The 24,613-nt window shown below is 53.5% G+C and carries 27 protein-coding genes; 9 read left to right on the top strand and 18 right to left on the bottom strand.

The window, feature by feature from the left end; translation table 11 throughout:
* Positions 1-11: 11 nt before the first annotated feature.
* The gene (gene zipA / locus OGY19_RS03750) at positions 12-1,016 is read right to left on the bottom strand and encodes a cell division protein ZipA (RefSeq protein ID WP_121584870.1); all 1,005 of its coding nucleotides are present in this window, start codon (positions 1,014-1,016) and stop codon (positions 12-14) included.
* A 230-nt stretch (positions 1,017-1,246) separates the two neighbouring features.
* On the opposite strand from zipA, the gene cysZ reads away from it, so the two are divergent.
* The 5 genes from cysZ to crr all read left to right on the top strand — a co-directional run bounded on the left by cysZ (position 1,247) and on the right by crr (position 6,107).
* A complete protein-coding gene (gene cysZ, locus OGY19_RS03745; protein WP_086523404.1) occupies positions 1,247-2,008 on the top strand; it encodes a sulfate transporter CysZ in 762 nt (253 codons plus the stop codon).
* A gap of 163 nt (positions 2,009-2,171) precedes the next feature.
* The gene (cysK, locus tag OGY19_RS03740; RefSeq protein ID WP_003038091.1) at positions 2,172-3,143 is read left to right on the top strand and encodes a cysteine synthase A; all 972 of its coding nucleotides are present in this window, start codon (positions 2,172-2,174) and stop codon (positions 3,141-3,143) included.
* Between the two features lie 383 nt (positions 3,144-3,526).
* The gene (ptsH, locus tag OGY19_RS03735; protein ID WP_002913505.1) at positions 3,527-3,784 is read left to right on the top strand and encodes a phosphocarrier protein Hpr; all 258 of its coding nucleotides are present in this window, start codon (positions 3,527-3,529) and stop codon (positions 3,782-3,784) included.
* 45 nt (positions 3,785-3,829) lie between these two features.
* The gene (ptsI, locus tag OGY19_RS03730) at positions 3,830-5,557 is read left to right on the top strand and encodes a phosphoenolpyruvate-protein phosphotransferase PtsI (protein WP_005121951.1); all 1,728 of its coding nucleotides are present in this window, start codon (positions 3,830-3,832) and stop codon (positions 5,555-5,557) included.
* 40 nt (positions 5,558-5,597) lie between these two features.
* A complete protein-coding gene (crr, locus tag OGY19_RS03725) occupies positions 5,598-6,107 on the top strand; it encodes a PTS glucose transporter subunit IIA (RefSeq protein WP_000522253.1) in 510 nt (169 codons plus the stop codon).
* 61 nt (positions 6,108-6,168) lie between these two features.
* Here the strand turns inward: crr and OGY19_RS03720 are convergent, their stop codons facing one another.
* Positions 6,169-6,408: a cytoplasmic protein gene (locus tag OGY19_RS03720; protein ID WP_101742264.1), complete on the bottom strand. Its 240-nt coding sequence runs from the start codon at positions 6,406-6,408 to the stop codon at positions 6,169-6,171.
* A complete protein-coding gene (gene pdxK / locus OGY19_RS03715; RefSeq protein ID WP_115601699.1) occupies positions 6,405-7,271 on the bottom strand; it encodes a pyridoxine/pyridoxal/pyridoxamine kinase in 867 nt (288 codons plus the stop codon). The genes OGY19_RS03720 and pdxK overlap by 4 nt, the downstream gene beginning before the upstream one ends.
* An 82-nt stretch (positions 7,272-7,353) precedes the next feature.
* Between pdxK and ptsJ the strand changes: the two genes are divergently transcribed.
* Both ptsJ and OGY19_RS03705 read left to right on the top strand, forming a co-directional pair.
* Complete coding sequence (gene ptsJ, locus OGY19_RS03710; RefSeq protein ID WP_115601698.1) at positions 7,354-8,646, top strand: MocR-like B6 salvage transcription factor PtsJ; 1,293 nt, start codon at positions 7,354-7,356, stop codon at positions 8,644-8,646.
* Positions 8,647-8,659: 13 nt separating this feature from the next.
* On the top strand, positions 8,660-9,376 hold the full coding sequence (locus OGY19_RS03705; RefSeq protein WP_115601697.1) for a type 1 glutamine amidotransferase: 717 nt from the start codon (positions 8,660-8,662) through the stop codon (positions 9,374-9,376).
* A gap of 91 nt (positions 9,377-9,467) precedes the next feature.
* On the opposite strand, the gene cysM is transcribed toward OGY19_RS03705, so the two are convergent.
* The 10 genes from cysM to OGY19_RS03655 all read right to left on the bottom strand — a co-directional run bounded on the left by cysM (position 9,468) and on the right by OGY19_RS03655 (position 17,956).
* A complete protein-coding gene (cysM, locus tag OGY19_RS03700) occupies positions 9,468-10,379 on the bottom strand; it encodes a cysteine synthase CysM (protein ID WP_115601696.1) in 912 nt (303 codons plus the stop codon).
* Positions 10,380-10,498: 119 nt separating this feature from the next.
* Entirely contained in the window at positions 10,499-11,596 is a 1,098-nt protein-coding gene (gene cysA / locus OGY19_RS03695; RefSeq protein WP_115601695.1) for a sulfate/thiosulfate ABC transporter ATP-binding protein CysA, read from the bottom strand.
* Positions 11,586-12,461, bottom strand: coding sequence for a sulfate/thiosulfate ABC transporter permease CysW (cysW, locus tag OGY19_RS03690; protein ID WP_115601694.1), 876 nt, complete (start codon positions 12,459-12,461; stop codon positions 11,586-11,588). The genes cysA and cysW overlap by 11 nt, the downstream gene beginning before the upstream one ends.
* Positions 12,461-13,294 (bottom strand): sulfate/thiosulfate ABC transporter permease CysT, encoded by an 834-nt coding sequence (gene cysT, locus OGY19_RS03685; protein ID WP_003038061.1) that lies wholly within the window; start codon positions 13,292-13,294, stop codon positions 12,461-12,463. The genes cysW and cysT overlap by 1 nt, the downstream gene beginning before the upstream one ends.
* Positions 13,295-14,311, bottom strand: coding sequence for a thiosulfate/sulfate ABC transporter substrate-binding protein CysP (gene cysP, locus OGY19_RS03680; protein ID WP_061068304.1), 1,017 nt, complete (start codon positions 14,309-14,311; stop codon positions 13,295-13,297).
* 159 nt (positions 14,312-14,470) lie between these two features.
* Complete coding sequence (gene ucpA, locus OGY19_RS03675; RefSeq protein WP_048210976.1) at positions 14,471-15,262, bottom strand: SDR family oxidoreductase UcpA; 792 nt, start codon at positions 15,260-15,262, stop codon at positions 14,471-14,473.
* Between the two features lie 205 nt (positions 15,263-15,467).
* Positions 15,468-16,367 (bottom strand): porphyrinogen peroxidase, encoded by a 900-nt coding sequence (gene yfeX / locus OGY19_RS03670; protein WP_286596231.1) that lies wholly within the window; start codon positions 16,365-16,367, stop codon positions 15,468-15,470.
* A gap of 92 nt (positions 16,368-16,459) precedes the next feature.
* Positions 16,460-17,035 carry an RpoE-regulated lipoprotein gene (locus OGY19_RS03665; RefSeq protein WP_061068305.1) on the bottom strand — a complete coding sequence of 192 codons (576 nt, stop codon included), beginning with the start codon at positions 17,033-17,035 and terminating at the stop codon, positions 16,460-16,462.
* A 59-nt stretch (positions 17,036-17,094) separates the two neighbouring features.
* Positions 17,095-17,544: a DUF2919 domain-containing protein gene (locus OGY19_RS03660; RefSeq protein ID WP_048210973.1), complete on the bottom strand. Its 450-nt coding sequence runs from the start codon at positions 17,542-17,544 to the stop codon at positions 17,095-17,097.
* Complete coding sequence (locus OGY19_RS03655; protein WP_048210972.1) at positions 17,531-17,956, bottom strand: GNAT family acetyltransferase; 426 nt, start codon at positions 17,954-17,956, stop codon at positions 17,531-17,533. Before OGY19_RS03655 ends, OGY19_RS03660 begins: the two co-directional genes overlap by 14 nt.
* A gap of 212 nt (positions 17,957-18,168) precedes the next feature.
* On the opposite strand from OGY19_RS03655, the gene amiA reads away from it, so the two are divergent.
* Together amiA and hemF are read left to right on the top strand one after the other, a co-directional pair.
* Complete coding sequence (gene amiA, locus OGY19_RS03650; protein WP_005121924.1) at positions 18,169-19,038, top strand: N-acetylmuramoyl-L-alanine amidase AmiA; 870 nt, start codon at positions 18,169-18,171, stop codon at positions 19,036-19,038.
* A gap of 2 nt (positions 19,039-19,040) precedes the next feature.
* Positions 19,041-19,940 (top strand): oxygen-dependent coproporphyrinogen oxidase, encoded by a 900-nt coding sequence (gene hemF / locus OGY19_RS03645; protein ID WP_115601693.1) that lies wholly within the window; start codon positions 19,041-19,043, stop codon positions 19,938-19,940.
* 74 nt (positions 19,941-20,014) lie between these two features.
* On the opposite strand, the gene eutR is transcribed toward hemF, so the two are convergent.
* The 5 genes from eutR to eutB are packed head-to-tail and all read right to left on the bottom strand — an operon-like array spanning position 20,015 to position 24,605.
* A complete protein-coding gene (gene eutR / locus OGY19_RS03640) occupies positions 20,015-21,067 on the bottom strand; it encodes an HTH-type transcriptional regulator EutR (protein ID WP_061068308.1) in 1,053 nt (350 codons plus the stop codon).
* A 48-nt stretch (positions 21,068-21,115) separates the two neighbouring features.
* Entirely contained in the window at positions 21,116-21,646 is a 531-nt protein-coding gene (gene eutK / locus OGY19_RS03635; RefSeq protein WP_048210969.1) for an ethanolamine utilization microcompartment protein EutK, read from the bottom strand.
* 11 nt (positions 21,647-21,657) lie between these two features.
* Positions 21,658-22,317 (bottom strand): ethanolamine utilization microcompartment protein EutL, encoded by a 660-nt coding sequence (eutL, locus tag OGY19_RS03630; protein WP_040233508.1) that lies wholly within the window; start codon positions 22,315-22,317, stop codon positions 21,658-21,660.
* Between the two features lie 9 nt (positions 22,318-22,326).
* Entirely contained in the window at positions 22,327-23,223 is an 897-nt protein-coding gene (gene eutC / locus OGY19_RS03625; protein WP_048210968.1) for an ethanolamine ammonia-lyase subunit EutC, read from the bottom strand.
* Positions 23,224-23,243: 20 nt separating this feature from the next.
* The gene (gene eutB / locus OGY19_RS03620) at positions 23,244-24,605 is read right to left on the bottom strand and encodes an ethanolamine ammonia-lyase subunit alpha (RefSeq protein ID WP_003038029.1); all 1,362 of its coding nucleotides are present in this window, start codon (positions 24,603-24,605) and stop codon (positions 23,244-23,246) included.
* Between the last annotated feature and the right edge of the window lie 8 nt (positions 24,606-24,613).

Raw genomic sequence — 24,613 nt, 5'->3', positions numbered from 1 at the left:
CCAGAGGAAAATCAGGCGTGAGATTCTTTAACTTCGCGGATGCGGTCCTGATACTCGCGCAGTTTCTGCGGCGTCATCATGCGACGTTGATCGTCGAGCACCACACCGCCCACTTCATCGGCAATGTGCTGTGCGGACTGCAGCATCAGCTTGAAGTTTTGCAGCTCGTCACCATAGGACGGAACCTGCATAAAGATAGTGACGCCCGGCGTGCTGAAATCGCCGGTCATCTCAGGGTCAAACGTCCCTGGGTTAACCATATTGGCAAGACTGAACAGCGACGGGCCACTACCATCCGGGCTGAGATGACGATGGAAAATATTCATATCGCCAAATTTAAAACCAGCCTGCTGAATGCTGTTGAGCAACACTTCACCGTTGAGCTCGCTGCCGTGATGCGCCGCAACGTTCATAATGATGACCGCTTCTTTACGCTGCGGTTTTTCAGCTACGGGCGCTTCTTCAACAACCGGTTCAGGCTGCGGTTGCTGTTCAACAACAGGCTCTGCTGGCTGGAAGGTCTGTGGCGCAGGTTGTGGCGCGGGCTGCTGAACCTGCGGCGCAACGGGCTGATGTTGCATCGGCTGCTGCGCAGGTTGCTGCTGAACAGGCTGATGTTGCACCGGCTGCTGCGGTTGTACGGGCTGCGGCGGCTGCTGAACATGCGGCGGCGGTACAGGCGCTTGTGCAGGCTGCTGCGCGTGTTGACGCGGCTGAGCAGACGCATAAGGCGGCTGGTACTGGTGTTGCGGCGACTGAGGAGGAACACCATGTTCCTGAGCGCTGCCGGGAGCATGATTCACACGATGCACGCGGACTTCGCCCACGCCTTCGTCTTCCTCGACGTTGTCGTCGTAGGAATCCTCGTCATCACGTTTAGACTTCATGCGTTTCAGTGGGCGATCGCGGAATATAGAAGACCGTTCTTTACGGCTAGTCCAGAAACCATGTACCAGTAAAGCGATTATGGCGATCGCGCCAACAATGATTAATATCAGACGCAAATCCTGCATCATTATATTCTCTGTTGTTCTAACACCTTGCCACCACGGCAAACATTTACTCACTAAGAGTATTTGCCGATTACGCCAAGTGCAAGTGCACTCTTGGCTTTCACGGCATAAAGATGAATAAAAACGTGCTTTTTGCTGTTTTTTCGAACATTTCTGAACAGCCTAACGCTCAACAACCCGGTAAGATACGCAAAGTTTACCAGAGCTCATATAACAAGGAGTATGTCCTGACCATGGTTTCATCATCTGCAGTTGTACCTCGCAGCGGTTTTTATTACTTTTCTCAGGGATGGAAACTCATCACTCAACCGGGAATTCGTCGCTTTGTTATCCTGCCTTTACTGGTGAATATTCTGCTAATGGGCGGCGCATTCTGGTGGCTGTTTACGCAACTGGACAGTTGGATCCCTGCGCTGATGAGCCACGTCCCGAACTGGCTACAGTGGCTTAGCTATTTGCTATGGCCGATTGTCACGATCTCCGTGCTACTGGTGTTTGGCTACCTGTTCTCTACCATCGCCAACTGGATTGCCGCACCGTTTAACGGCTTGTTGGCGGAACAACTCGAAGCCCGCCTGACAGGTGCAACACCGCCTGACACTGGCGTTCTTGGCATCATGAAAGATGTGCCCCGTATTATGAAGCGCGAATGGCAAAAGCTGGCGTGGTATCTCCCGCGCGCCTTTGTGTTACTGCTCCTCTATTTTATCCCCGGCGTGGGGCAGACCGTTGCCCCGGTACTGTGGTTCCTGTTCAGTGCGTGGATGCTGGCTATTCAATATTGTGATTATCCGTTCGACAACCACAAAGTGCCCTTTAAAGAGATGCGTATCGCCCTGCGCACACGCAAAGTCACCAACATGCAGTTCGGTGCGCTAACCAGTCTGTTTACGATGATCCCGGTGCTCAATCTGTTCATCATGCCGGTTGCGGTTTGTGGTGCCACGGCGATGTGGGTAGACTGCTATCGTGCTAAACACGCGTTATGGAAGTAATGCAAAAATGTGTAAAACAGGGGGGGCTTATGCCGTCCCTTATTCCATACTGACGTCGAATATTTCCTTTCTGAATATAGATATGCTAAATCCTTACTTCCCCATACTTTCTCAACAGGTATGCTGAAGCGGTATCCCAATTTCATACAGTTAAGGACAGGCCATGAGTAAGATTTTTGAAGACAACTCGCTGACTATCGGTCATACGCCGCTGGTTCGACTGAACCGTATCGGTAACGGACGCATTCTGGCGAAGGTGGAGTCACGTAACCCGAGCTTCAGCGTCAAATGCCGTATCGGTGCCAATATGATTTGGGATGCCGAAAAACGTGGTGTACTGAAGCCGGGCGTTGAGTTGGTCGAACCAACCAGCGGCAACACCGGGATCGCGCTGGCCTACGTTGCTGCCGCCCGTGGTTACAAACTCACCCTGACGATGCCAGAAACCATGAGCATTGAGCGTCGCAAGTTGCTGAAGGCATTGGGTGCAAACCTGGTGCTGACCGAAGGCGCGAAAGGCATGAAGGGCGCGATTCAAAAGGCAGAAGAGATTGTTGCCAGCGACCCAGAAAAATTCCTGCTGCTTCAGCAATTCAGCAACCCGGCTAACCCGGAAATCCACGAGAAAACTACCGGCCCGGAAATCTGGGAAGATACCGATGGTCAGGTTGATGTGTTTATCTCTGGCGTAGGTACCGGCGGTACGCTGACCGGGGTGACTCGCTACATTAAAGGGACCAAGGGCAAAACGGACCTCATCACCGTTGCCGTTGAGCCGACAGACTCTCCGGTTATCGCCCAGGCGCTGGCGGGTGAAGAACTTAAACCAGGTCCACATAAAATTCAGGGCATCGGTGCAGGCTTCATTCCAGGCAACCTTGATCTGAAACTTATCGATAAAGTCGTCGCTATCACCAATGATGAAGCAATCTCTACTGCGCGTCGCCTGATGGAAGAAGAAGGTATTCTGGCAGGTATCTCTTCAGGTGCTGCCGTTGCTGCCGCGCTTAAGCTGCAGGAAGATGAAACCTTTACCAATAAGAATATAGTGGTTATTCTACCGTCATCGGGTGAGCGTTATCTGAGCACAGCACTGTTTGCCGATCTCTTCACTGAGAAAGAACTGCAACAGTAATGCCAGCATGTTAAAAACGCGTAAAAAAGCACCCTTTTGGGTGCTTTTTTGTGGCCTGCTTCAAAGTTTCAACCCACCTGGCATTGATTCAGCCCGCCGGAACTGGTATTTAACCAAACTAATTATTTTGATGCGCGAAATTAATCGTTACAGGAAAAGCGCTAGCTGAATCGATTTTATGATTTGGTTCAACTCTTCCTTTCGCGGCATAATGTTTAATGACGAACGAAACGTCAGCGGCAAGAAGTTGCCAGCAACGGATTGCACCGAACTCCTTTTGTGTCGCGTCCTGTTTACGTCGACGCTAACAATACAGGCTAAAGTTGAACCGCCAGGCTAGACTTTAGTTCCACAACACTAAACCTATAAGTTGGGGAAATATAATGTTCCAGCAAGAAGTTACCATTACCGCTCCGAACGGTCTGCATACTCGCCCTGCTGCTCAATTTGTTAAAGAAGCAAAAGGCTTTACGTCTGAAATCACTGTGACTTCCAACGGCAAAAGCGCTAGCGCAAAAAGCCTGTTTAAGCTGCAGACTCTGGGCCTGACTCAGGGCACCGTTGTTACCCTTTCCGCAGAAGGCGAAGACGAGCAGAAAGCAGTTGAGCATCTGGTTAAACTGATGGCTGAACTCGAGTAAGTTCAACGAGTTCTTTTAAATATCAGTCACAAGTAAGGTAGGGTTATGATTTCAGGCATTTTAGCATCCCCGGGTATCGCTTTCGGCAAGGCACTGCTGCTGAAAGAAGACGAAATCGTCATTGACCGGAAAAAAATTTCTGCCGACAAGGTTGATCAGGAAGTTGAACGTTTTCTGAGCGGTCGTGCCAAGGCATCTGCGCAACTGGAAGCGATCAAAACCAAAGCTGGTGAAACATTCGGTGAAGAAAAAGAAGCCATCTTTGAAGGGCATATTATGCTGCTCGAAGATGAGGAGCTGGAGCAGGAAATCATAGCCCTGATTAAAGATAAGCACATGACGGCTGACGCCGCTGCGCATGAGATTATCGAAGGTCAGGCCACAGCCCTGGAAGAGCTGGATGATGAATACCTGAAAGAACGTGCGGCTGACGTACGTGACATCGGTAAACGCCTGCTGCGTAACATCCTGGGTCTGGCAATTATCGACCTGAGCGCTATCCAGGAGGAAGTTATCCTGGTTGCCGCTGACTTGACCCCGTCAGAAACTGCACAGCTGAACCTCGAGAAGGTGCTGGGTTTCATCACTGATGCAGGTGGACGTACCTCTCATACCTCAATCATGGCGCGTTCTTTGGAACTGCCTGCCATCGTCGGTACTGGTAGCGTCACCTCTCAGGTGAAAAACGACGACTATCTGATTCTGGATGCCGTAAACAATCAGGTTTACGTCAACCCAACTAACGACGTTATCGAACAACTGCGTGCCGTTCAGGAGCAGGTTGCTACCGAGAAAGCGGAACTCGCTAAGCTGAAAGATCTGCCGGCTATCACGCTGGACGGACATCAGGTTGAAGTGTGTGCCAACATTGGTACCGTTCGTGACGTTGAAGGCGCTGAGCGTAATGGCGCTGAAGGCGTGGGTCTGTATCGTACCGAATTCCTGTTCATGGACCGTGAATCGCTGCCAACTGAAGAAGAACAGTTTGCTGCGTATAAAGCCGTTGCTGAAGCGTGTGGCTCTCAGGCGGTTATCGTCCGTACCATGGACATTGGCGGCGATAAAGAACTGCCGTACATGAATTTCCCGAAAGAAGAGAACCCGTTCCTGGGCTGGCGTGCCGTGCGTATCGCGATGGATCGTAAAGAGATCCTGCGTGACCAGGTTCGCGCTATTCTGCGTGCCTCTGCTTTCGGCAAACTGCGCATCATGTTCCCGATGATTATCTCTGTTGAAGAAGTGCGCGCACTGCGCAAAGAGATCGAAATCTACAAACAGGAACTGCGCGACGAAGGTAAAGCATTCGACGAAAGCATTGAGATTGGCGTGATGGTGGAAACACCGGCTGCGGCAACCATTGCGCGTCATTTAGCCAAAGAAGTTGATTTCTTTAGTATCGGTACCAATGATTTAACGCAGTACACCCTGGCAGTTGACCGTGGTAATGATATGATTTCACACCTTTACCAACCGATGTCGCCATCTGTTCTGACGCTGATCAAGCAAGTTATTGATGCTTCTCATGCTGAAGGCAAATGGACCGGCATGTGTGGTGAGCTTGCAGGCGACGAACGTGCTACACTTCTGTTGCTGGGGATGGGTCTGGACGAATTCTCTATGAGCGCCATTTCTATCCCGCGCATTAAGAAGATTATCCGTAACACGAACTTCGAAGATGCGAAGGTGTTAGCAGAGCAGGCTCTTGCTCAACCGACAACGGACGAGTTAATGACGCTGGTTAACAAGTTCATTGAAGAAAAAACAATCTGCTAATCCACGAGATGCGGCCCAATTTACTGCTTAGGAGAAGATCATGGGTTTGTTCGATAAACTGAAATCTCTGGTTTCTGATGATAAGAAAGACACCGGAACTATTGAGATTGTTGCTCCGCTCTCTGGCGAGATCGTCAACATCGAAGACGTGCCGGATGTAGTTTTTGCTGAAAAAATCGTTGGTGATGGTATTGCTATCAAACCAACCGGTAACAAAATGGTTGCTCCTGTAGATGGCACCATCGGCAAAATCTTTGAAACCAACCATGCGTTCTCTATCGAATCTGATAGCGGCATTGAGCTGTTTGTTCACTTCGGTATTGATACCGTTGAACTGAAAGGCGAAGGTTTCAAGCGTATCGCTGAAGAAGGTCAGCGCGTGAAAGTGGGCGACCCGGTTATTGAATTCGATCTGCCGCTGCTGGAAGAAAAAGCCAAGTCTACCCTGACTCCGGTTGTTATCTCCAACATGGACGAAATCAAAGAACTGATCAAACTGTCCGGTAGCGTGACCGTGGGTGAAACCCCGGTTATCCGCATCAAGAAGTAATTCTTGCCGCAGAGAAAAATGGCGCCGATTGGCGCCATTTTTTTATACACTTCATCCGCCATTAAATGTGCGCGGTCATCGGTCGATAATACGCTTCGCGCATCAGGATTTTCATGCCTTCCGGCCCGCTTTCCAGCATCCGTCGTTCCGAATCCGCCACCAACAACTCACAGTCGTAACCACCCGCAATGCCAAACATGGCCCGCGCCACGCAGATATCTTCCAGCGCTTCTTTCCCGCTGGTGTCAAAATGTCCAACCATACGCCCATTCTGGCGAACCACCAGCCGGTAACTCTTCATCGCGACTCCCCTGCCGGTGGCAGAATTAATTCATCACAACAGCACTGGTGCGTCCACGTCATCACTTCCAGTACGCGCTGTGCAGCGTCATGCGTGGCAGCAGTGAGTGGTTTCCCCAGCACGATACCGCTCACCAGTTCAGCGCAGAACAGATCGCCGGTGCCCTTCAGGTCCGTTTTCACCCGCGGATGGGCTAGCACCTCAACCGTTTCAGCTGTCACAACGGCAACCTGAATGACCTCCTCGGTTTCTCCCGGTGCGCTGGTGATCACCACCCATTTCAGCGTATCAGTGAGCAGCGATTTGGCTGCCGATATCGCTTCATCCAGCGTGCGACACGGTTTACCGCTCAATATCTGCAGCTCAAACACGTTTGGCGTCAGTCCCTGTGCCAGCGGTAACAGATGTTTGCGATACGCCTGCGGTATTTCGGCCTTTACGTACATGCCGCTGTCCGTATCGCCAATCACCGGATCGACCAGAATACACAGATCCGGGTGGGTAGCCCGAACGGTCTCCAGCCACTGTGCCAACAGAGCGATTTGTTCCGCACTGCCCATATACCCCGTGGTCACCGCTTTTAGCTCACGTAACGCATCGCGCTCATTTAAGGCGCGAAGATAGCCGCTAAACCAGTCGGCCGGGATAACACCACCATAAAAGGTCTCATAATGCGGTGTATTACTGAACAGCACCGTTGGGATCGCGGTGACGCGTAATCCCTGCGCTTTGATGGCTGGGACGGCGATACTGTTGCCTACGCTGCCATACACCACCTGTGACTGGACGGCGACAATATCGGTTTGTAACGCCCGATGCTTGTCGTCGAAGAGCACTGACTGTATTTCACTCTCCTGCTCCATAAACCTCTCCTCTCGCTGGACAGCGGGCTGACGCCTCACTATTATCGTCATATGCTAAAATTCATTTTGTCATAGGTCAATAATGATCGACGGAAAAACCGCTAACGAAATTTTTGACAGTATTCGTCAACATGTCGCTACAGGCACGTTGGCAGCAGGAGAAACGTTGCCACCGGTGCGTGAACTGGCAACAGCATTGAACGTTAACCGTAATACTGTCGCGGCGGCTTATAAACGCCTTGTCACCTCCGGACTGGCTCAGAGCCTCGGACGCAATGGCACGGTGATCAAAGAAATTTCTGCCCCCGTTGCGCTGGAAGGTGGAAACCCGGATACCCCGCTTACCGACCTTTCCGGCGGTAACCCTGCGCCGACTTGTCTCCCCGATCTCAGCCGTTATTTCGCGCAAATAAATAAGAATCCACGTCTGTATGGCGATGCCGTCGTATCGCCTGAGCTTAAAACCTGGGCCACACGCTGGATGCAGGATGCCCTCCCTGGCGTGGGGGAAATTGATATCACCAGCGGTGCTATTGATGCCATTGAACGGCTACTGTGCGCCCATTTATTGCCGGGCGATAGCGTCGCGGTAGAAGATCCCTGCTTTTTAAGTAGCATCAATATGTTGCGTTATGCGGGATTCTCAGCGAGCCCGGTCACCGTAGACAACGAAGGCATGCAACCCGACATGCTGGAGGCTGCGTTACAAAGAGGTGCGCGGGCGGTGATCCTGACGCCGCGGGCTCACAACCCAACGGGATGTAGCCTGAGTGCCCCACGCGCGGCGCAATTGCAGGAAATTCTGGCCCGCTATCCACAGAAGCTGGTGATCGTCGACGACCACTTTGCGCTGCTATCTGCTTGCCACTGGTATCCGGTGATTGCGAAGGAAACCACACACTGGGCAGTCGTCCGTTCAATGTCGAAAACATTAGGTCCGGACTTACGCCTGGCCATTGTGGCCAGCGATCCGGTCACTTCAGCGAAACTGCGGTTACGACTCAACTCCGGTAGCCAGTGGGTCAGCCATCTGCTTCAGGATTTAGCCTGCGCCTGCCTGAGCGACGAAGAGTATCAACATAAGCTGGTGCAGACTCAGCAGTTTTACGCAACACAGCAGCAAAAACTGACCACCGCTCTCAGAGGATATGGCATTGATCTGCCCGTCGCTGATGGTCTGAATCTGTGGCTGCCTCTGGCGCACCACAGTCAATCACTTGCTTTTGCCCTGGCAAAATCCGGTTGGCTGGTACGCGAAGGCGAGGTATTTGGTGTGAATACACCATCGCACGGTCTGCGCATTACGCTGTCGACCTTAAACGACAACGATATTCATAAGCTGGCGGCTGATATTCATCAGGCGCAAAAGCGCTAACAGGAGAGAAAAAGTGCGAGTTCATTTTGTTATTCATGAGTCTTTTGAATCTGCTGGCGCGTATCTGCCGTGGGCCGAATCACGTGGCTATACCATCAGCTGGTCACGGGTTTACGCCGGAGAATCGGTTCCCGCCAATGCCGATGGCTTCGACATGCTGGTCGTCTTTGGCGGTCCGCAGTCTCCACGCACCACGCTGGCGGAGTGCCCGTATTTTGACTCTCAGGCCGAACAGCACCTGATCAACCAGGCGATTGCGGCACGCAAAATTGTGGTGGGGATCTGCTTAGGTTCACAGCTCATTGGCGAAGCGCTGGGCGCGAAAGTATGTCAAAGCCCGGAAAAAGAGATTGGTCATTTTCCCATTACACTGACTGAAGCAGGTAAAGCGCACCCGCTGATCGCCCACTTTGGATCGCCGCTGATGGTCGGTCACTGGCACAACGATATGCCAGGATTAACCGACCAGGCGACAATTCTTGCCACAAGCGTTGGCTGCCCACGACAAATCGTACAATACGGTAATTTTGTCTATGGCTTTCAGTGCCATATGGAATTTACCGCCGAAGCGGTCGAAGGACTAATTCAGCACTCTGAGCAGGAGTTAGCCGAAGCCAAAGGGAAGCGTTTCATCCGCTCAGTGGAAGAGATGCGCGCATGGGATTATCAGCAGATGAATGAGAGGCTGTGGCAATTCCTTGATAAACTTGTGGAAAAACGTAACGATTGATTATGGCAGGCCGGATAAGACGCTTTACGTCGTCATCCGGCGATCGTGCCGTACGTTTGCCTGATGGCGCTATGCTTATCAGGCCTACAAACTAAATCCCTGATCCCTGGTTAAAGTGCTCTTCGCCAAACACGCCGGTCGAAAGGTAGCGATCGCCGCGATCGCAGATGATCGCCACCACCACAGATCCGGGTGTCGCACGCGCCACGCGTAACGCCCCCGCTACCGCGCCGCCAGAGCTAACACCGCAGAAAATGCCTTCACGAACAGCCAGTTCACGCATGGTGTTTTCTGCATCATTCTGATGAATATCCAGCACCTCATCCACCAGCGAGGCGTTAAAAATGCCCGGCATATACTCCGCAGGCCAACGACGAATCCCCGGAATACTGCTGCCCTCTTCCGGCTGCAGGCCAACGATGGTAACCGCTTTTTCCTGCTCGCGCAGAAAACGAGATACGCCGGTAATGGTGCCGGTCGTGCCCATGCTGGAGACAAAATGGGTAATACGACCCGACGTCTGCTGCCAGATTTCCGGTCCGGTGGTGGTGTAATGCGCGTACGGGTTATCCGGATTATTAAATTGGTCGAGAAGTTTACCTTCTCCGCGCTGCGCCATTTCCAGCGCTAAATCGCGCGCGCCTTCCATTCCCTGCTCTTTGGTCACCAGTATCAGTTCAGCCCCGTAAGCCCGCATCGCCGCACGGCGTTCCTGACTCATGTTGTCTGGCATCAGCAGCTTCATGTGATAGCCTTTCAGCGCGGCGATCATCGCCAGCGCAATCCCGGTATTACCGCTGGTTGCCTCGATCAACACATCACCAGGCTTAATTTCTCCACGTTTTTCCGCTTCGACAATCATCGACAGCGCGGCCCGGTCTTTCACCGAACCCGCGGGATTATTGCCTTCCAGCTTAACCCAAATTTCACTACCGTTATCCGGCGTCAGACGTTGTAATTTCACCAGAGGCGTATTGCCAATTGTTTGTTCTAATGTGTTCATGAGTGCTGTCCAATAAAAAGCCGGGTGGCGCTGCGCTTACCCGGCCTACAAAATCACGGCATATGCGGTAGGCCCGGTAAGCATAGCGCCACCGGGCGATAAACCTGCAAATTAACCTATCAGGCAGATTCCGCCAGAGCAAGTTCCTCTTCACGCGTTTCAATACGCTGGTCGCCATTATACAGACGCGCATTTTGCAGCCCGACAAACAGCCGTTCGCCGCGGCTTGGGGAATCATCGCCCTGCATGATGACCGTCAGCGGTTCGTTATACCACCCCAGCGGTTGCACAACTAATTGGGTGTAGTGACCTTTCGGGCTGGCTTCCAGTACCTGTACCGGCAACGGGGAATCCAGGCTGGTACGACGGCTCACATCCACTTCCCACGGACGCAGGAACAGGTCGACCGGCCCTTGATACGCTGGCGTATAACCCAGCGGCCAGCGGTGTGCGCCGACGTGGAATTGGCCGCCGCGAATCGTCCCCTGCAGACGGTTAACCTCACCCATAAACTCCAGCACAAAGCGGGTAGCCGGTTCACGCCAGACCTGGTCCGGCGCATCGGCTTGTTCAATATGTCCCTGGCTCATTACCACCACGCGGTCTGCGACTTCTGTCGCTTCTTCCTGATCGTGGGTCACAAACACGCTGGTGAACTTCAACTCTTCATGCAACTGACGCAGCCAGCGACGCAGCTCTTTACGCACCTGAGCATCGAGCGCGCCAAATGGCTCATCGAGCAGCAGGATCTGCGGCTCTACCGCCAGCGCACGCGCCAACGCCACACGCTGTTTTTGCCCACCAGAAAGCTGCGCCGGGAAGCGATCCGCCAGATGGGCAAGCTGCACCATCTCCAGCAATTTGGTGACTTTCGCTTTGATGGCCGCCGCATTCGGACGCTCACGCCGTGGCAAAACCGTCAGGCCAAAGGCGATATTGTCGAAAACGGTCATATGGCGAAACAGCGCATAGTGTTGAAAGACGAAGCCAACTTTACGGTCACGCGCATGTAAGCGACTGACATCGGTGCCATGAAAACGGATATGCCCGCTGGACTGATGCTCCAGCCCGGCAATAATTCGCAGCAGCGTGGTTTTGCCCGAGCCGGATGGCCCCAGCAGCGCGACCATCTGACCTGAAGGAATATCCAGCGAGATATCGTTCAGCACCTGGGTGCGACCAAAAGACTTCTTAATATTGGCAATCTCAATGCTCATGATTTTCCTCCTGCTGCGCGCGTTTCTCCTGGTTCTCCAGACGCCATTGCAACATGCTCTTCAAAAACAGGGTAATAATCGCCATCAGCGTTAACAGCGCTGCAGCGGTAAAGGAGCCGACCGTGTTGTAGTCCTGCTCCAGTAATTCAATTTGTAGCGGTAGCGATAGGGTTTCGCCGCGAATCGAGCCGGAAACCACCGACACCGCGCCAAACTCGCCAATCGCACGGGCGTTGGTCAGCACCACGCCGTACAGCAACGCCCAACGGATATTCGGCAGCGTAACGCGCCGGAACATCTGCCAGCCGGACGCGCCAAGCAGAACCGCCGCTTCATCTTCATTGCTTCCCTGGCTTAACATCACTGGCACCAGCTCACGCACCACAAACGGACAGGTGACGAATACCGTCACCAGCACCATCCCCGGCCAGGCAAACATAATTTGCAGGTTATGCTCATCCAGCCATCCACCCAGCGGACCGTTAGAGCCGTAAAACAGCAGATAAACCAGGCCGGCGACCACCGGCGAGACGGCAAACGGAATGTCCAGTAAGGTCAGCAACAGCTGGCGTCCTGGGAAGTTAAAGCGGGTCACCAGCCAGGCCAGCAATACGCCAAACACCAGGTTCACCGGTACTGCAATCAGCGCAATCAGCACCGTCAGCCAGATAGCGTGCAGCATGTCCGGGTCGGCCAGGTTCTGTAATACCGGCATTAATCCCTTGCTGAACGCCTGCACGAAGATGTAAATCATCGGCACCAGCAAAATAAATGCGGACACCAGCATGCCAGTGCCGATCAGAAACCATTTACCCCAGTTAATTCGGGGCGCCCCATAGTGTTTCAATTGGGTAATCTCTGCCATCAGTGACCTACCACGCGTCGACCAAAGCGACTCTGCAGGGTGTTAATCGAAAACAGCAGCAACAACGAAGCCCCAAGGATTACTGACGCAATCGCACTGGCGGCCGGGTAGTCAAACTCCTGCAAGCGAACGAAAATCATCAGCGAGGTGACTTCCGTTTTCCACGCGATATTCCCGGCGATAAAAATAACCGCGCCAAACTCACCGAGGCTTCGGGTAAACGAGAGCGCAACGCCCGCCACCAGCGCGGGAGACAACTCCGGCAGCACCACTTTACGAAAACTCTGCCAACGCGTAGCCCCCAGCGTTTCCGCCGCTTCTTCATACTCCGGACCTAACTCTTCCAGCACCGGCTGTACGGTACGTACCACAAACGGAATGCTGGTAAACGCCATCGCCACCGCGATACCAAGCCAGGTGTAGGTCACCTTGATATCCAGCTTCGCCAGCCACTCGCCGTAGAAGCCATTAACCGAAAACAGCGACGCCAGCGTCAGACCCGCTACCGCCGTAGGCAGCGCAAATGGCAGGTCCATCAGCGCATCCAGCAGCGTGCGGCCCGGAAAACGATAGCGGGTTAAGATCCACGCCATTAACAGACCAAACACGCCGTTAAAAATCGATGCCACAAACGCCGACAGCAGCGTGACTTTATAGGCCGCCACGACCTGCGGGTTAGTAATCACATCCCAGTATTGCGCCCAGCTCATCTGCGCCAGTTGCATCACCAGCGCGCTCAGCGGCAGAAGCAATATCAGGCACACAAACAGTAAGCTGGTGCCCAGGCTTAAGGTGAAGCCGGGCAGCACGCGTCGGGAAGAAACAGCAAACATTTACTTGCGCCCCGCCGCCAGCAGTTTGTCCAGCTCTCCACCGCTGACAAAGTGTGTTTTCATCACTTCAGGCCAGGAGCCGAACTTGTCTTCTACGCGGAACAATTCAGTCTGCGGGAATTTATCTTGCAGCTTGTCCATCACCTGGGGGTTATTCACACGGTAGTAATAGTCGGTGATGATGGTTTGCGCCTGCGGGCTGTACAGCCAGTTCAGATACGCTTTAGCCGCTTTCTCTGTCCCGTTGGCCTGCACATTCTTATCTACCCAGGCAACCGGGAACTCGGCAAGAATATTGGTTTTCGGAATAACAACCTCAAAACCCTGCGCTTCATACTGCTTGCGAATGTTATTCACTTCTGACTCGAAGCTGATCAATACGTCACCGAGCCCACGCTCGGCAAAAGTGGTGGTTGCGCCGCGGCCGCCGGTATCAAACACTTCGACGTTTTTCAGAAACTGGGTCATGAACTGTTCGGTTTTGGTTTTATCACCACCGTCAGCTTTATCCGCAGCACCCCACGCCGCCAGATAGGTATATCGCGCGTTACCGGAGGTTTTTGGATTCGGGAAAATCAGTTTCACATCAGAACGCACAAGGTCATTCCAGTCATGAATGTTTTTCGGGTTCCCCTTACGCACCAGGAAGCCCATGGTGGAATAGAATGGCGAACTGTTATTCGGCAGACGGCTTTGCCAGTCGGCGGGGATCAACTTGCCTTTGTCGTGCAGGATCTGTACATCGGTCACCTGGTTATAGGTCACCACATCGGCTTTCAGCCCCTGCAGAATCGCCAGCGCCTGTTTTGATGACCCGGCATGAGATTGTTTTATCGTCAGTTTGTCACCGCCGTTATCCTTCGCCCATTGCTGTTCAAACGGGGGATTAAGGGCGGCAAACAGCTCGCGAGACACATCGTATGAACTGTTCAACAGTTCTGTTGCCTGCGCCTGACCCACCAGCAACAGCAGCGCCGCCAGCGTCAGAGTTCTTTTTTTCAGTAAGTTAACGGCCATTGCGCACCCTTATAAATTTAATGACTTTCTTATGGTCATCATATTTATAACCGGCACTAAAGGAGTAACGGTTTTATATACCGTTTGATGATTTGAAAGTTGAAAAGAGAATAAGGGGAAACCCCTCCCCAGGTTCACCGGGGAGGAGACTGGCATCAATCAGATGCCGACGCTGACGCTTTCAGGCAGGGTGCTGCCGCCATCAATCACGTTTTGCGTGCCAGTTAAGTAGCTGGATTCATCCGACGCCAGGAACGCCGCCAGTTCACCCACTTCAAGCGGACAGGCCAGACGGCGCATCGGGATCGCTTTCGCCATGTCGACTAATACCGATTCAGGATCGTCCGGGTTAGACTGACGTGCAATATTTTCCGCCATTGGCGTACGAACGTAGCCCGGGCAAATGGCATTTACACGAATCCCCGATTGCGCGTACTCAACCGCCAGGGACTTGGTTAAGCCGATAATAGCGGCTTTCGACAACGCATACGCCGTTTCACCCGGGTCGGCCACCAGATCGCCAGTTACCGATGACATCATCACGATGCGCCCGTCTTTGCGCGCAATCATCTCCGGCAGAACGGCCTTCGTCACGTTCCAGACGCCTTTAATGTTGACATCAATGTGGAAGTCGCGATCTTCATCGCTCATTTCAAGGAAGTTGCCAAGGCGACATACGCCTGCATTGTTGACCAGAATGTCGATTTTGCCTTCAATTTTCTTCGCGCGTTTTACCGCTTCCGTAACCGACGCAAAATCTCTGACGTCTGCGTGAACCGCTGTGCAGCGATGCCCGCGCCCTGCCAGTTCATCCGCCAGCTTTTCAATCTCATCGGAGATATCCAGCAGGATTAAGTTCGCGCCATGGCGGGCAAATGTTCTGGCGATCCCCTCGCCAATACCCTGAGATGCGCCCGTAATCAATGCTGTTTTGCCCGTGAGTTTTCCCATTTCAATATTCTCCTTTTGAATATGAAGCCTTCACTTCATTCACGCAGAAGATACAGCATTAACAAATTCATGCTGAGGAATAGCTCACTAAATCAGGTTAATGTCAGGTAAAAAAAATCCCCGTCGGGGCGGGGATTTTCAATTTCATGACAGATAAGAACGCGGTAGGTCTGGTAAGCGTGAGCGCAACCAGGCAACACCGGGGTTACAGCGCCATCAGTCGATCCAGCGACGGTGCAAAGTAATAGCCACCGGTGACCGGTTTGGTGAAGCGCAGCATCGCGTCACGTTTACCGTCGGTATCACCAAACATGCTCAGCAGTTGCTGCTCAATATTGTGCAGACGCGCGCAGTACGCGCAGAAATAGAGACCATGCGTACCGCTGGCTGTACCGTATGGCAGGCTCTGACGCACAATTTTCAGCCCCTTGCCATCTTCTTTCAGATCCACACGGCTCAGGTGAGAGGTGACCGGGCGGTCGTCACCGTCGATCTCTTCGTTGGCTTCCTTGGTACGGCCAATCATCATTTCCTGGTCATGGATGCTCATGCGGTTAAGCTGCTTCAGGTTATGTTCCCAACGCTGCACGAATACATAGCTGCCACCGGCATCGACGCCATCTTTAATAACAGCGACTTCACGGCGCGTTTCTTCGCCTGCCGGGTTTTCAGTGCCATCAACAAAGCCGCTGAGGTCACGCTCTTCCACCCAGCGGAAACCGTGGATCTCTTCTTTAACCTCAATGCAATCGCCAAATGCTTCCATTGCCGCCTGCGCAACGGAGAAGTTCACGTCATGGCGCAGCGAGAGAATATGGATCAGTACGTCATACTGGGTCGCCGGAGCCAGACCTTTACCGTAGGGGATGAAGTCCTTCAGCTCTTCCGCGCCCACGCCGCCGCTCAGTGTGCGCCAGGTGTTGTTGCCAAAAGCGACTACCGCGCCCAGATGCGCATCCGGAAATTTCGCTTCAAAGGTCGCCAGCTTATCGGCAAACGTTTTGCTGGCCGTTCGCAGGGCCTCAACATCACCTTTTACATTGGCTTCAATCCAAATCGCCGCACGGCAATGTTCTGGCAAAATGCCACTCTGAACCTGAGACATTGTTCCTCCTGAAAAAAGCTGCCACGACATCGTGGCATTGCTGGGCGTTATTCTACCTGTTTTTTTAGTAAGTCGATTTGTTCAGACGCAAATTAACGCCGCCAGATAATTTTGCTTACTTTCCACTCTTGTAGCGTATCGTCAGACGGCATTATGCCTTCAGGGCCGCTCCAGTCACCGGAAAAAATATAGCTAATATGCTGACTTCCTTCGGCTTTACACTCAACGCCCGCGCTATCATCACCGGTTGCTTTCTGGCAATGACCAAAAGCTTTAGTGTAAAGGTCGCTAAACGGTGTACCGATTTCGACACCCGCGGCTGATGCGATGTCGCTGTCCAATACATCAATGCGATTGATCGTTCCCTGGTCGCCATTGATCACCATTGCCAGCTTGTCACCTTTCATTGCCTCAAAAAAGCGCACGACAGTGCCGTTATTGGTTTTCATGCCACTACGCAGGCGATAATCGCCATCCAGCGCATCAGCAATGGTCTTTTCATCCAATGTCGTCGCACCCGTGAGTTTTCCCACGCCTTGCTCAGTGACCTCGGTCGAAGAACCAAACCAGTTCCACGGATTAGCGGCGGACCAGTTCACCGATGAGAGGGTTGAACACCCGGTCAGCACAAGCGGTATCGCGCATAACGTCAAACGCAGTGATTTCATTTCACTTCCTTCCATATTTATCAACGCTGCTTTGAGTCCGGTTTCACTAAAAAGTGCCGTTATTCTTTCTCGGGGGAAAAACAGGCGCGCAAACGTTGATTGGTTAACAGCCAGACCAGCGCGACAATATCCGCCACCAGCAGCGCCAGACCAACGCCGTTGACCGGATCGCCCCCCAACCACAGCATCGGCTGCCAGCAGAGCAGCGCCAGTTGAGCCAGAATCAGTAATCCGCGCAGCCTGTGCCACAAAACGGGGAACGCAAAACGCCGCCCGCTGAGTAAAAACGCCAGCACGGCCGGAACACCGGGAAGTAACCCCAGCCAGAATGCGTCATGATCGGGATAAAACAGATTCAGCAACGTGTTGCCCTGCTCACGAGAAGAACCGGCAATCACAAACAAAACCCAGGTGCGTGCCTGCAACAACAGTACGCACCAGAAGAGAAAAGGCAGGCGCAGATGCCCATGACCGTCATAGTCGGCCGGATGAAACTCAGTACTCTTCATCTTCAATCAAACGCTTGCCCAGATGGAGTACATCGGTATGTTCATAGCCCAGACGCTCATACATACCCAGCACAACGTCATTATCGTCACGCACCATGATTTGAATCTTTGGACAACCGCGGGCAATGAGCTTTTTCTCCAGTCGGTTCAGCAGCGCATTAGCAATACCGCGCCCCCTGAACTCAGGATGCACGCCAAGGTAATAGGCGGAGCCACGATGACCGTCATAGCCCCCCATCACTGTGCCGACCACCTCGCCGTTCACTTCTGCGACCAGAAACAAGCTGACGTCATGATTGACCTTGCGTTCAATGTCCATTTCCGGGTCATTCCATGGACGCAGCAGATCACAGCGCTCCCAGAGGGTGATCACCTCTTCGAAATCTTCCTGGCGAAATACGCGTATTTCCATGGTATTAGTTTCCTTTTCAGGACGTTAAAAAGCGATTATGGCGCGAACCACTGATTTAGCCAATATCTGACGCGAAGCGACGGAAAAAATGGCATAATACGGAATTGTCACGTATTGAAATGAAAAGTAAAACAATTCTTATCCCGATCCGTCGCAACGGACAACGCGATACGATATAACGTTTAGAACCTTTTTTTTACAACTCAGGCCGTATGAGCACTTTTAAACCACTAAAAACACTCACATCGCGCCGCCAGGTGTTGAAAGCCGGGCTGGCCGCCCTGACGCTGTCAGGCATGTCGCAAGCCATCGCTAAAGAAGAAGCGCTTAAGACCAGCAATGGTCACAGCAAACCGAAAGCGAAAAAAGCCGGCGCTAAGCGCGTAGTTGTCCTCGATCCGGGTCACGGCGGGATTGATACCGGCGCCATTGGTCGCAACGGTTCAAAGGAGAAGCACGTGGTGCTGGCGATTGCCAAAAACGTGCGCTCGATTCTACGCAACCAGGGGATTGATGCACGCCTGACCCGCTCCGGCGATACGTTTATTCCACTGTACGATCGCGTCGAGATAGCCCATAAGCATGGCGCCGATCTGTTCATGTCGATTCACGCCGACGGTTTCACCAATCCGAGCGCCGCAGGTGCGTCGGTCTTTGCGCTGTCTAACCGCGGTGCCAGTAGCGCCATGGCGAAATATCTGTCCGACCGTGAAAACCGGGCCGATGAAGTCGCCGGGAAGAAAACCACCGATAAAGACCATTTGCTGCAGCAGGTATTGTTCGATCTGGTGCAAACCGACACCATTAAAAACAGCCTGACCTTAGGCTCGCATATTCTCAAGAAGATCAAGCCAGTACATCGTCTGCACAGTCGTAGCACGGAACAGGCCGCCTTCGTGGTGCTAAAATCACCGTCAATTCCGTCGGTACTGGTCGAAACCTCGTTCATTACCAACCCGGAAGAAGAGCGACTGCTGGGCACGACGGCGTTTCGTCAAAAAATCGCTACCGCTATCGCCAATGGCATCATTAGCTATTTCCACTGGTTTGATAACCAGAAAGCACACTCGAAGAAACGTTAATCATGAAGCCCGATGCACAGCGCGTAAAACAGTTCCTGCTTAGTCTGCAGGATAATATTTGCCAGCAGTTATCCGCCGTCGATGGCGCAGAGTTTATTGAAGATAACTGGCAGCGTGAAGCGGGCGGCGGCGGTCGTAGCCGGGTGCTGCGTAACGGTGGTATTTTCGAGCAAGCGGGCGTCAACTTCTCCCACGTCCACGGCGATGCAATGCCAGCATCGGCTACTGCACATCGCCCGGAGCTTGCCGGGCGCAGCTTTGAGGCGATGGGTGTCTCGCTGGTGGTGCATCCGCAGAATCCTTACATTCCGACCAGCCATGCCAACGTACGGTTTTTTATCGCGGAAAAACCGGGCGCCGACCCGGTGTGGTGGTTTGGCGGCGGCTTTGATTTAACGCCCTACTACGGCTTTGATGAGGATGCGATTCACTGGCACCGCACAGCGCGTGATCTGTGCCAGCCGTTCGGCAATGACGTTTATCCACGTTACAAGAAGTGGTGCGATGACTACTTCTTTCTCAAGCACCGTAACGAGCAGCGCGGCATCGGCGGACTGTTTTTCGATGATTTAAATACGCCAGATTTCGACCACTGCTTCGCCTTTATGCAGGCGGTCGGGCAAGGTTACACCGAAGCGTATCTGCCAATCGTCGAACGCCGCAAAGCGATGAGCTGGGGCGAGCGCGAGCGAAACTTCCAGCTTTATCGTCGCGGACGCTATGTGGAATTTAATCTGGTGTGGGATCGCGGCACGTTATTCGGTTTACAGACCGGCGGGCGCACGGAATCGATTTTGATGTCGATGCCGCCGCTGGTACGCTGGGAATATGACTGGCAGCCGGAAGCGAACAGCCCGGAAGCCGCCCTTAGCGAATTTATTCAGGTCCACGACTGGGTGTAATGGCCGGATAAGCAACGGCAAAACCCGTAGGCCGGATAAGACGTGTTAGCGTCGCATCCGGCACAATAATCTCATCACGCCCACTGACGCATGCGCTGATGCAGCGTCAGCGACGGTTTCTCCGCAAACAACTGCTGGTAATCGGTAGCAAACTGCCCTAAATGCCAGAATCCCCACTGCATCGCAGCGTCTTTCACCGTCGCACTTTGCGACCACGGGCTAATAAGCTCCCGGCGCACGGCATTCAGACGAATACGTTTTAACCAGGCATTCGGTCCGATACCGAGGATTGCGTGAAACGCGTTTTGCAGCGTGCGACGACTCACATGTAGCTGGTTGCACAAGTCGAGTACGGTCAGCGGCTCTGACATATTTTCCAGCACATATTCGCGCGCCCGCGACAGCAGGCGGCGATAGCTCTGATGGCTGATGCTTTCAGCGGTCATAATCGGCTGAGCGTCTTCCAGCATGGTGCCCATCGCCAGCAGCAGGTTATCACCCAACACTTTGCGCACCGCCGGCTGATGAAGGTTCTCAGGATTCTCGCTAAACGTCGCCAGCGCCTGTTGCACAAAGCCCCATAGCGCGGCTTTATGCTGTTCTTTTACCTCCAGCGCCGACTGGTTGCGCAGCATATGCAGCACCCTTTCCGGGTTATGCAGGAAGTTCGCCTGACGCGCAATGGTGTCTTCAGAGATAACGACCCCAAGAATGGTGTAATCATCGGGTGTGCTCAGCTCAAACTCCGTTCCGCCTGGGCGGGTCGCAATTTCAGCACTGCCAAGGCATTGCGTACCAATAAATCCCTGCTCGCCGCGGGTGGCCGGAATACCAAACCAGAACGAGTTCGGCCAGACCAGGCATGACTGGCGCAGCGCAAGACCGGTGTATTCACGGAACACCTGAATATCATCAAGCAGGATTTCCGTGAACTCGCCATGAAATTTTCCCGGATGCAGTTGATCGTAAATCTGCTGCCAGGCGGTAATCGTCAGGGCATGCTCATACACATCTGTTGTTCGCCGTTGGTGAACGTTGTCCACCTCGACCTTCGGCGTAAGTTTAACGTCTTCGGGTAATGCTTCATGATAAAGATGGTGCAGGTTTGCAGTACGGGTCTTTTTCATGATCTTTTAAGCCGGAAGCTTCAACGAAGCCCCCGGCCCTCCGACAGGTTAATTTTTTAAGCGATAGCGACTACTGCGTTTACGCAACGCTCCGTCAGAAAAGAGCTGTTCCAGCGCCTTTCTGGCTTCATCAAGTGACCAGCCAAAGTGCGCGGCCACTTCCCCTGCCGTCATTCCTTGACGGGTTGATGCCAACAACGCCAGGAGTTCATCAGAAGATTCAGATGTCACAGGCGTGTCCTGCGTCTTTTCCGCTTTGTCTTCTGGCATCATTTCTGGCTTCGGTGCGGGTTTCTTCGGCTGGCGCGTAAAACCGCCGATCAGCCACTGGGTGTCATCATCCGGCCGCCCTATCTCCTTGCGGCTGACAACACGTCCTGTACGCGCTGCAGCAGCGCTTCCGGCATCCAGCGCTGCACGACACGCGGCCAGATCGCCTTCCACCACCAGAGTCAGCCTGCCAGGATCCAGCACCTGGTGACTGAGCAGACGCACGTTCGCGGCTTTCAGCATGGCATCTGCCGCGTCTACGGCAGCCACCATGCCATCCACTTCCAGTAATCCCAGTGCATTGATCATCACAACCTCTCTTACGCGCGTTGTACCGGATTCCGGGCAATATCCAGAACAGCATCAGCGAAAGCATTACAGGCAGCTTTACAGGCAGCCTGGCTACCAGTTAAAAACGCCGCTGAGTAGTTGGTTTCTGACGGCGGCGGCACGTAGGTGACAATCTGTACATCGGCAGATTTGAGCGCAGCATCAATACCAAACGTTGCTTCCAGCGGCGGAGCCACCAGATACGCCATCGGATCGCCAAGTCGGCATCCTGCGGTCGCCGAGAGATACGAACCGGTACGCGAAACCACGTGCGCAAGGAAGGCGGTATCTTCTGCGTCATTGGCCCACTGGAACGCCGCGCCGCTTTCGATATTGGCGACCATCGCGTCCAGGCCGGCGCGAACTTCGGCCGGGTTAGGTCCACCGAGCATGATCAGCACTTCGCCCGAGGTTGGAGAGGGACTGTGCGCCGCGCCGGCATACAGCGAGCGGCCATAAACCACTTCCACCATCGCCTGTTTTGTCGCTTCGTCTGCAGCAATATACGCCACGTCATCAGAATCTGCTGTGATGAGTCCGAGACTACGTATATGTGGCGGTAATTTAAGTTCACGGGCAAAACCGTCATTTACCGAGGCAATCACGCGCATTGCGGTGACTGAAGGTCTAATCAAATCTAATGCTGGCATGATGCCTCCTTAACGGGTCATATTGATGCCGGATGCTTTTTGCTCCAGCATGCGCTTGGCCAAATCCACAATCACCGCCGCCGCTTCAACCGGTGGCGTACCGCCCTGGTGAATATTCGAGATACAGGTACGGTCAGCTTCAACGGTTGTCGCCACGCGTGGCGAATAGACGGCATAGCAAGAAAGACTTTCCGACTGGCCGAGGCCCGGACGTTCCCCAACCAGCAGGATCACCGCTTTCGCGCCGAGCAGTTCACCGATCTGATCTTCGATTTTCACACGGCCATAGCGAACAAAGAACGGTGTCCCGACTTTTAATCCGGCCTGTTTTAAGCCTGACAACAGCGGCGGCAGGATCTCTTCGTAGTTAGCGGTGATGGCGTCGGTAGACAGGCCATCAGAGATAATTACCTGCACATCCGGGTTCATTACACACTGTGATTTCAGCGCTTCAATGGCTTCTGCGCTCAGACGACGCCCCATGTCCGGGCGCGTCAGATACAGGTTTTTGTCGCTGATTTCTGAGCGTACTTCCAGCAAGCCTTGCGCTTTCACCCACTCTTCCGGGACTTCTTTCAACACTGTGTCTTTTGAACGCGAGTGGTCGGCCAGGAAGCGCAGCAGCGCCTGAGTGCGCGGGCGCGGACCGGCACGACCGGTACATACACGCGCGGCGGTGCTGCGGCGCAGCTCGGTCAGCACTTCGGCACGGTGCGGGTTCTCAACGCCAATCCACGCTTTCGCTTCGGCTGAACCTAAGTCCATCGCACAGCTTTCACCCGTTGGTGCGGCGCACTGCGTAGTGCTGCATTTCGCTTCTGGTGACGGCGCTTGAGCCTGCGGCTGTGACTCCCCCATTGACGCCATTACACTGCGTACAATTTCTTCAATCTGTTTTTGATCCATCGTATGTCATCTCCGCGTCATCAGAAGAACAGTGACGGATCGCCCGCCCGTTTGGTCAGGCGACCGTTTGCCATAATGCCCATGGTTTCCAGCCAGCGTTCAAACTCCGGCGACGGACGCAGGTTCAGCAACTGACGCACGGTCGCGGTGTCGTGGAAGGCGGTGGTCTGATAGTTGAGCATGATGTCGTCACCGAGCGGCATGCCCATGATGTAGTTGCAGCCAGCGGTGGCGAGCAGAATCATCAGGTTTTCGTTGAGGTTCTGGTCAGCATCAGCATGGTTGGTGTAACAGCAGTCGCAGCCCATTGAGATGCCGCTCAGCTTGCCCATGAAGTGATCTTCTAAGCCCGCGCGAATAATCTGACGGTCGTTGTAGAGATATTCCGGCCCGATAAAGCCCACCACGGTGTTCACCAGGAACGGATCGTAGTGACGCGCCAGCCCGTAGTTACGCGCTTCCATCGTCACCTGATCGGCACCAAAGTTAGCGCCAGCGGAGAGCGCAGACCCTTGCCCGGTTTCAAAGTACAGGCAGTTTTCCCCAGCGATACGGTTGAACTCAGCGCCCACTGCACGCGCCTCATCCAGCATCGCCAGCTCAACGCCAAACTCTTTTAAGCCTTTTTCGCTACCGCAGATACTCTGGAAAATCAGCCCGCCCGGCGCACCGCGACGAATTGCTTCAATCTGGGTGGTGACGTGCGCCAGTACGCAGCCCTGGGTCGGAATATTGAACTTGTCGATAACGCCGTACACGGTATCGAGCACGCGGCTTAAGTTTTCCACGTCATCCGTGACCGGGTTGACGCCAATTACCGCATCGCCCGCACCGAAGGACAGCCCTTCATAGATTTGCGCGGCAATACTCTGCACATCGTCACGGGTATCGTTCGGCTGCAAACGGCAGCTAAAGGTGCCCGGCAGACCGATGGTGGTGTTAGCCTTTTTGATCACCGGCATTTTCTTACCGCCGTAGATCAGGTCCGCGTTAGAGCAGATTTTTGCTACCGCAGCGACCACTTCCGACGTTAACCCTTTACGCGTAAACGCAATGTCATCAACAGAGGTTTCATCGCTCAGCACGTACTCGCGCAGCTCGCTGATACTCCAGTTTTTGATGCGGTTATAGGCCGTTTCGTTGACGTCATCCTGAATAAGACGCGTCACGCAGTCCTCTTCATAGGAAATCACCGGGTTGTTGCGGATATCCGCCACCGTCATTTCCGACAATACCTGCTTAGCCGCCACGCGCTCTTGCGAACTGGTTGCAGCCACGCCTGCCAGCACATCCCCCGAACGCAGTTCGTTGGCTTTTGCCAGCACCTCTTTAACATCCTTAAACTGATAAACATTGCCGAACAATGTGGTCTTTAGTTTCATAAGTCGTT

Origin of the sequence: Citrobacter sp. Cy070 (genome assembly GCF_030332245.1) — a bacterium.
Lineage (GTDB): Bacteria > Pseudomonadota > Gammaproteobacteria > Enterobacterales > Enterobacteriaceae > Citrobacter > Citrobacter youngae.
Note: the sequence above shows the minus strand (reverse complement) of the source record. Positions and strands in the feature narration are given on the sequence as shown.

What these genes read in the sequence shown, in the direction of transcription:
- zipA (WP_121584870.1), bottom strand. Translation starts at nt 1,016, where the DNA reads ATGATGCAGGATTTGCGTCTGATATTAATCATTGTTGGCGCGATCGCC.
- cysZ (WP_086523404.1), top strand. Translation starts at nt 1,247, where the DNA reads ATGGTTTCATCATCTGCAGTTGTACCTCGCAGCGGTTTTTATTACTTT.
- cysK (WP_003038091.1), top strand. Translation starts at nt 2,172, where the DNA reads ATGAGTAAGATTTTTGAAGACAACTCGCTGACTATCGGTCATACGCCG.
- ptsH (WP_002913505.1), top strand. Translation starts at nt 3,527, where the DNA reads ATGTTCCAGCAAGAAGTTACCATTACCGCTCCGAACGGTCTGCATACT.
- ptsI (WP_005121951.1), top strand. Translation starts at nt 3,830, where the DNA reads ATGATTTCAGGCATTTTAGCATCCCCGGGTATCGCTTTCGGCAAGGCA.
- crr (WP_000522253.1), top strand. Translation starts at nt 5,598, where the DNA reads ATGGGTTTGTTCGATAAACTGAAATCTCTGGTTTCTGATGATAAGAAA.
- OGY19_RS03720 (WP_101742264.1), bottom strand. Translation starts at nt 6,408, where the DNA reads ATGAAGAGTTACCGGCTGGTGGTTCGCCAGAATGGGCGTATGGTTGGA.
- pdxK (WP_115601699.1), bottom strand. Translation starts at nt 7,271, where the DNA reads ATGGAGCAGGAGAGTGAAATACAGTCAGTGCTCTTCGACGACAAGCAT.
- ptsJ (WP_115601698.1), top strand. Translation starts at nt 7,354, where the DNA reads ATGATCGACGGAAAAACCGCTAACGAAATTTTTGACAGTATTCGTCAA.
- cysM (WP_115601696.1), bottom strand. Translation starts at nt 10,379, where the DNA reads ATGAACACATTAGAACAAACAATTGGCAATACGCCTCTGGTGAAATTA.
- cysA (WP_115601695.1), bottom strand. Translation starts at nt 11,596, where the DNA reads ATGAGCATTGAGATTGCCAATATTAAGAAGTCTTTTGGTCGCACCCAG.
- cysW (WP_115601694.1), bottom strand. Translation starts at nt 12,461, where the DNA reads ATGGCAGAGATTACCCAATTGAAACACTATGGGGCGCCCCGAATTAAC.
- cysT (WP_003038061.1), bottom strand. Translation starts at nt 13,294, where the DNA reads ATGTTTGCTGTTTCTTCCCGACGCGTGCTGCCCGGCTTCACCTTAAGC.
- cysP (WP_061068304.1), bottom strand. Translation starts at nt 14,311, where the DNA reads ATGGCCGTTAACTTACTGAAAAAAAGAACTCTGACGCTGGCGGCGCTG.
- ucpA (WP_048210976.1), bottom strand. Translation starts at nt 15,262, where the DNA reads ATGGGAAAACTCACGGGCAAAACAGCATTGATTACGGGCGCATCTCAG.
- yfeX (WP_286596231.1), bottom strand. Translation starts at nt 16,367, where the DNA reads ATGTCTCAGGTTCAGAGTGGCATTTTGCCAGAACATTGCCGTGCGGCG.
- OGY19_RS03665 (WP_061068305.1), bottom strand. Translation starts at nt 17,035, where the DNA reads ATGAAATCACTGCGTTTGACGTTATGCGCGATACCGCTTGTGCTGACC.
- OGY19_RS03660 (WP_048210973.1), bottom strand. Translation starts at nt 17,544, where the DNA reads ATGAAGAGTACTGAGTTTCATCCGGCCGACTATGACGGTCATGGGCAT.
- OGY19_RS03655 (WP_048210972.1), bottom strand. Translation starts at nt 17,956, where the DNA reads ATGGAAATACGCGTATTTCGCCAGGAAGATTTCGAAGAGGTGATCACC.
- amiA (WP_005121924.1), top strand. Translation starts at nt 18,169, where the DNA reads ATGAGCACTTTTAAACCACTAAAAACACTCACATCGCGCCGCCAGGTG.
- hemF (WP_115601693.1), top strand. Translation starts at nt 19,041, where the DNA reads ATGAAGCCCGATGCACAGCGCGTAAAACAGTTCCTGCTTAGTCTGCAG.
- eutR (WP_061068308.1), bottom strand. Translation starts at nt 21,067, where the DNA reads ATGAAAAAGACCCGTACTGCAAACCTGCACCATCTTTATCATGAAGCA.
- eutK (WP_048210969.1), bottom strand. Translation starts at nt 21,646, where the DNA reads ATGATCAATGCACTGGGATTACTGGAAGTGGATGGCATGGTGGCTGCC.
- eutL (WP_040233508.1), bottom strand. Translation starts at nt 22,317, where the DNA reads ATGCCAGCATTAGATTTGATTAGACCTTCAGTCACCGCAATGCGCGTG.
- eutC (WP_048210968.1), bottom strand. Translation starts at nt 23,223, where the DNA reads ATGGATCAAAAACAGATTGAAGAAATTGTACGCAGTGTAATGGCGTCA.
- eutB (WP_003038029.1), bottom strand. Translation starts at nt 24,605, where the DNA reads ATGAAACTAAAGACCACATTGTTCGGCAATGTTTATCAGTTTAAGGAT.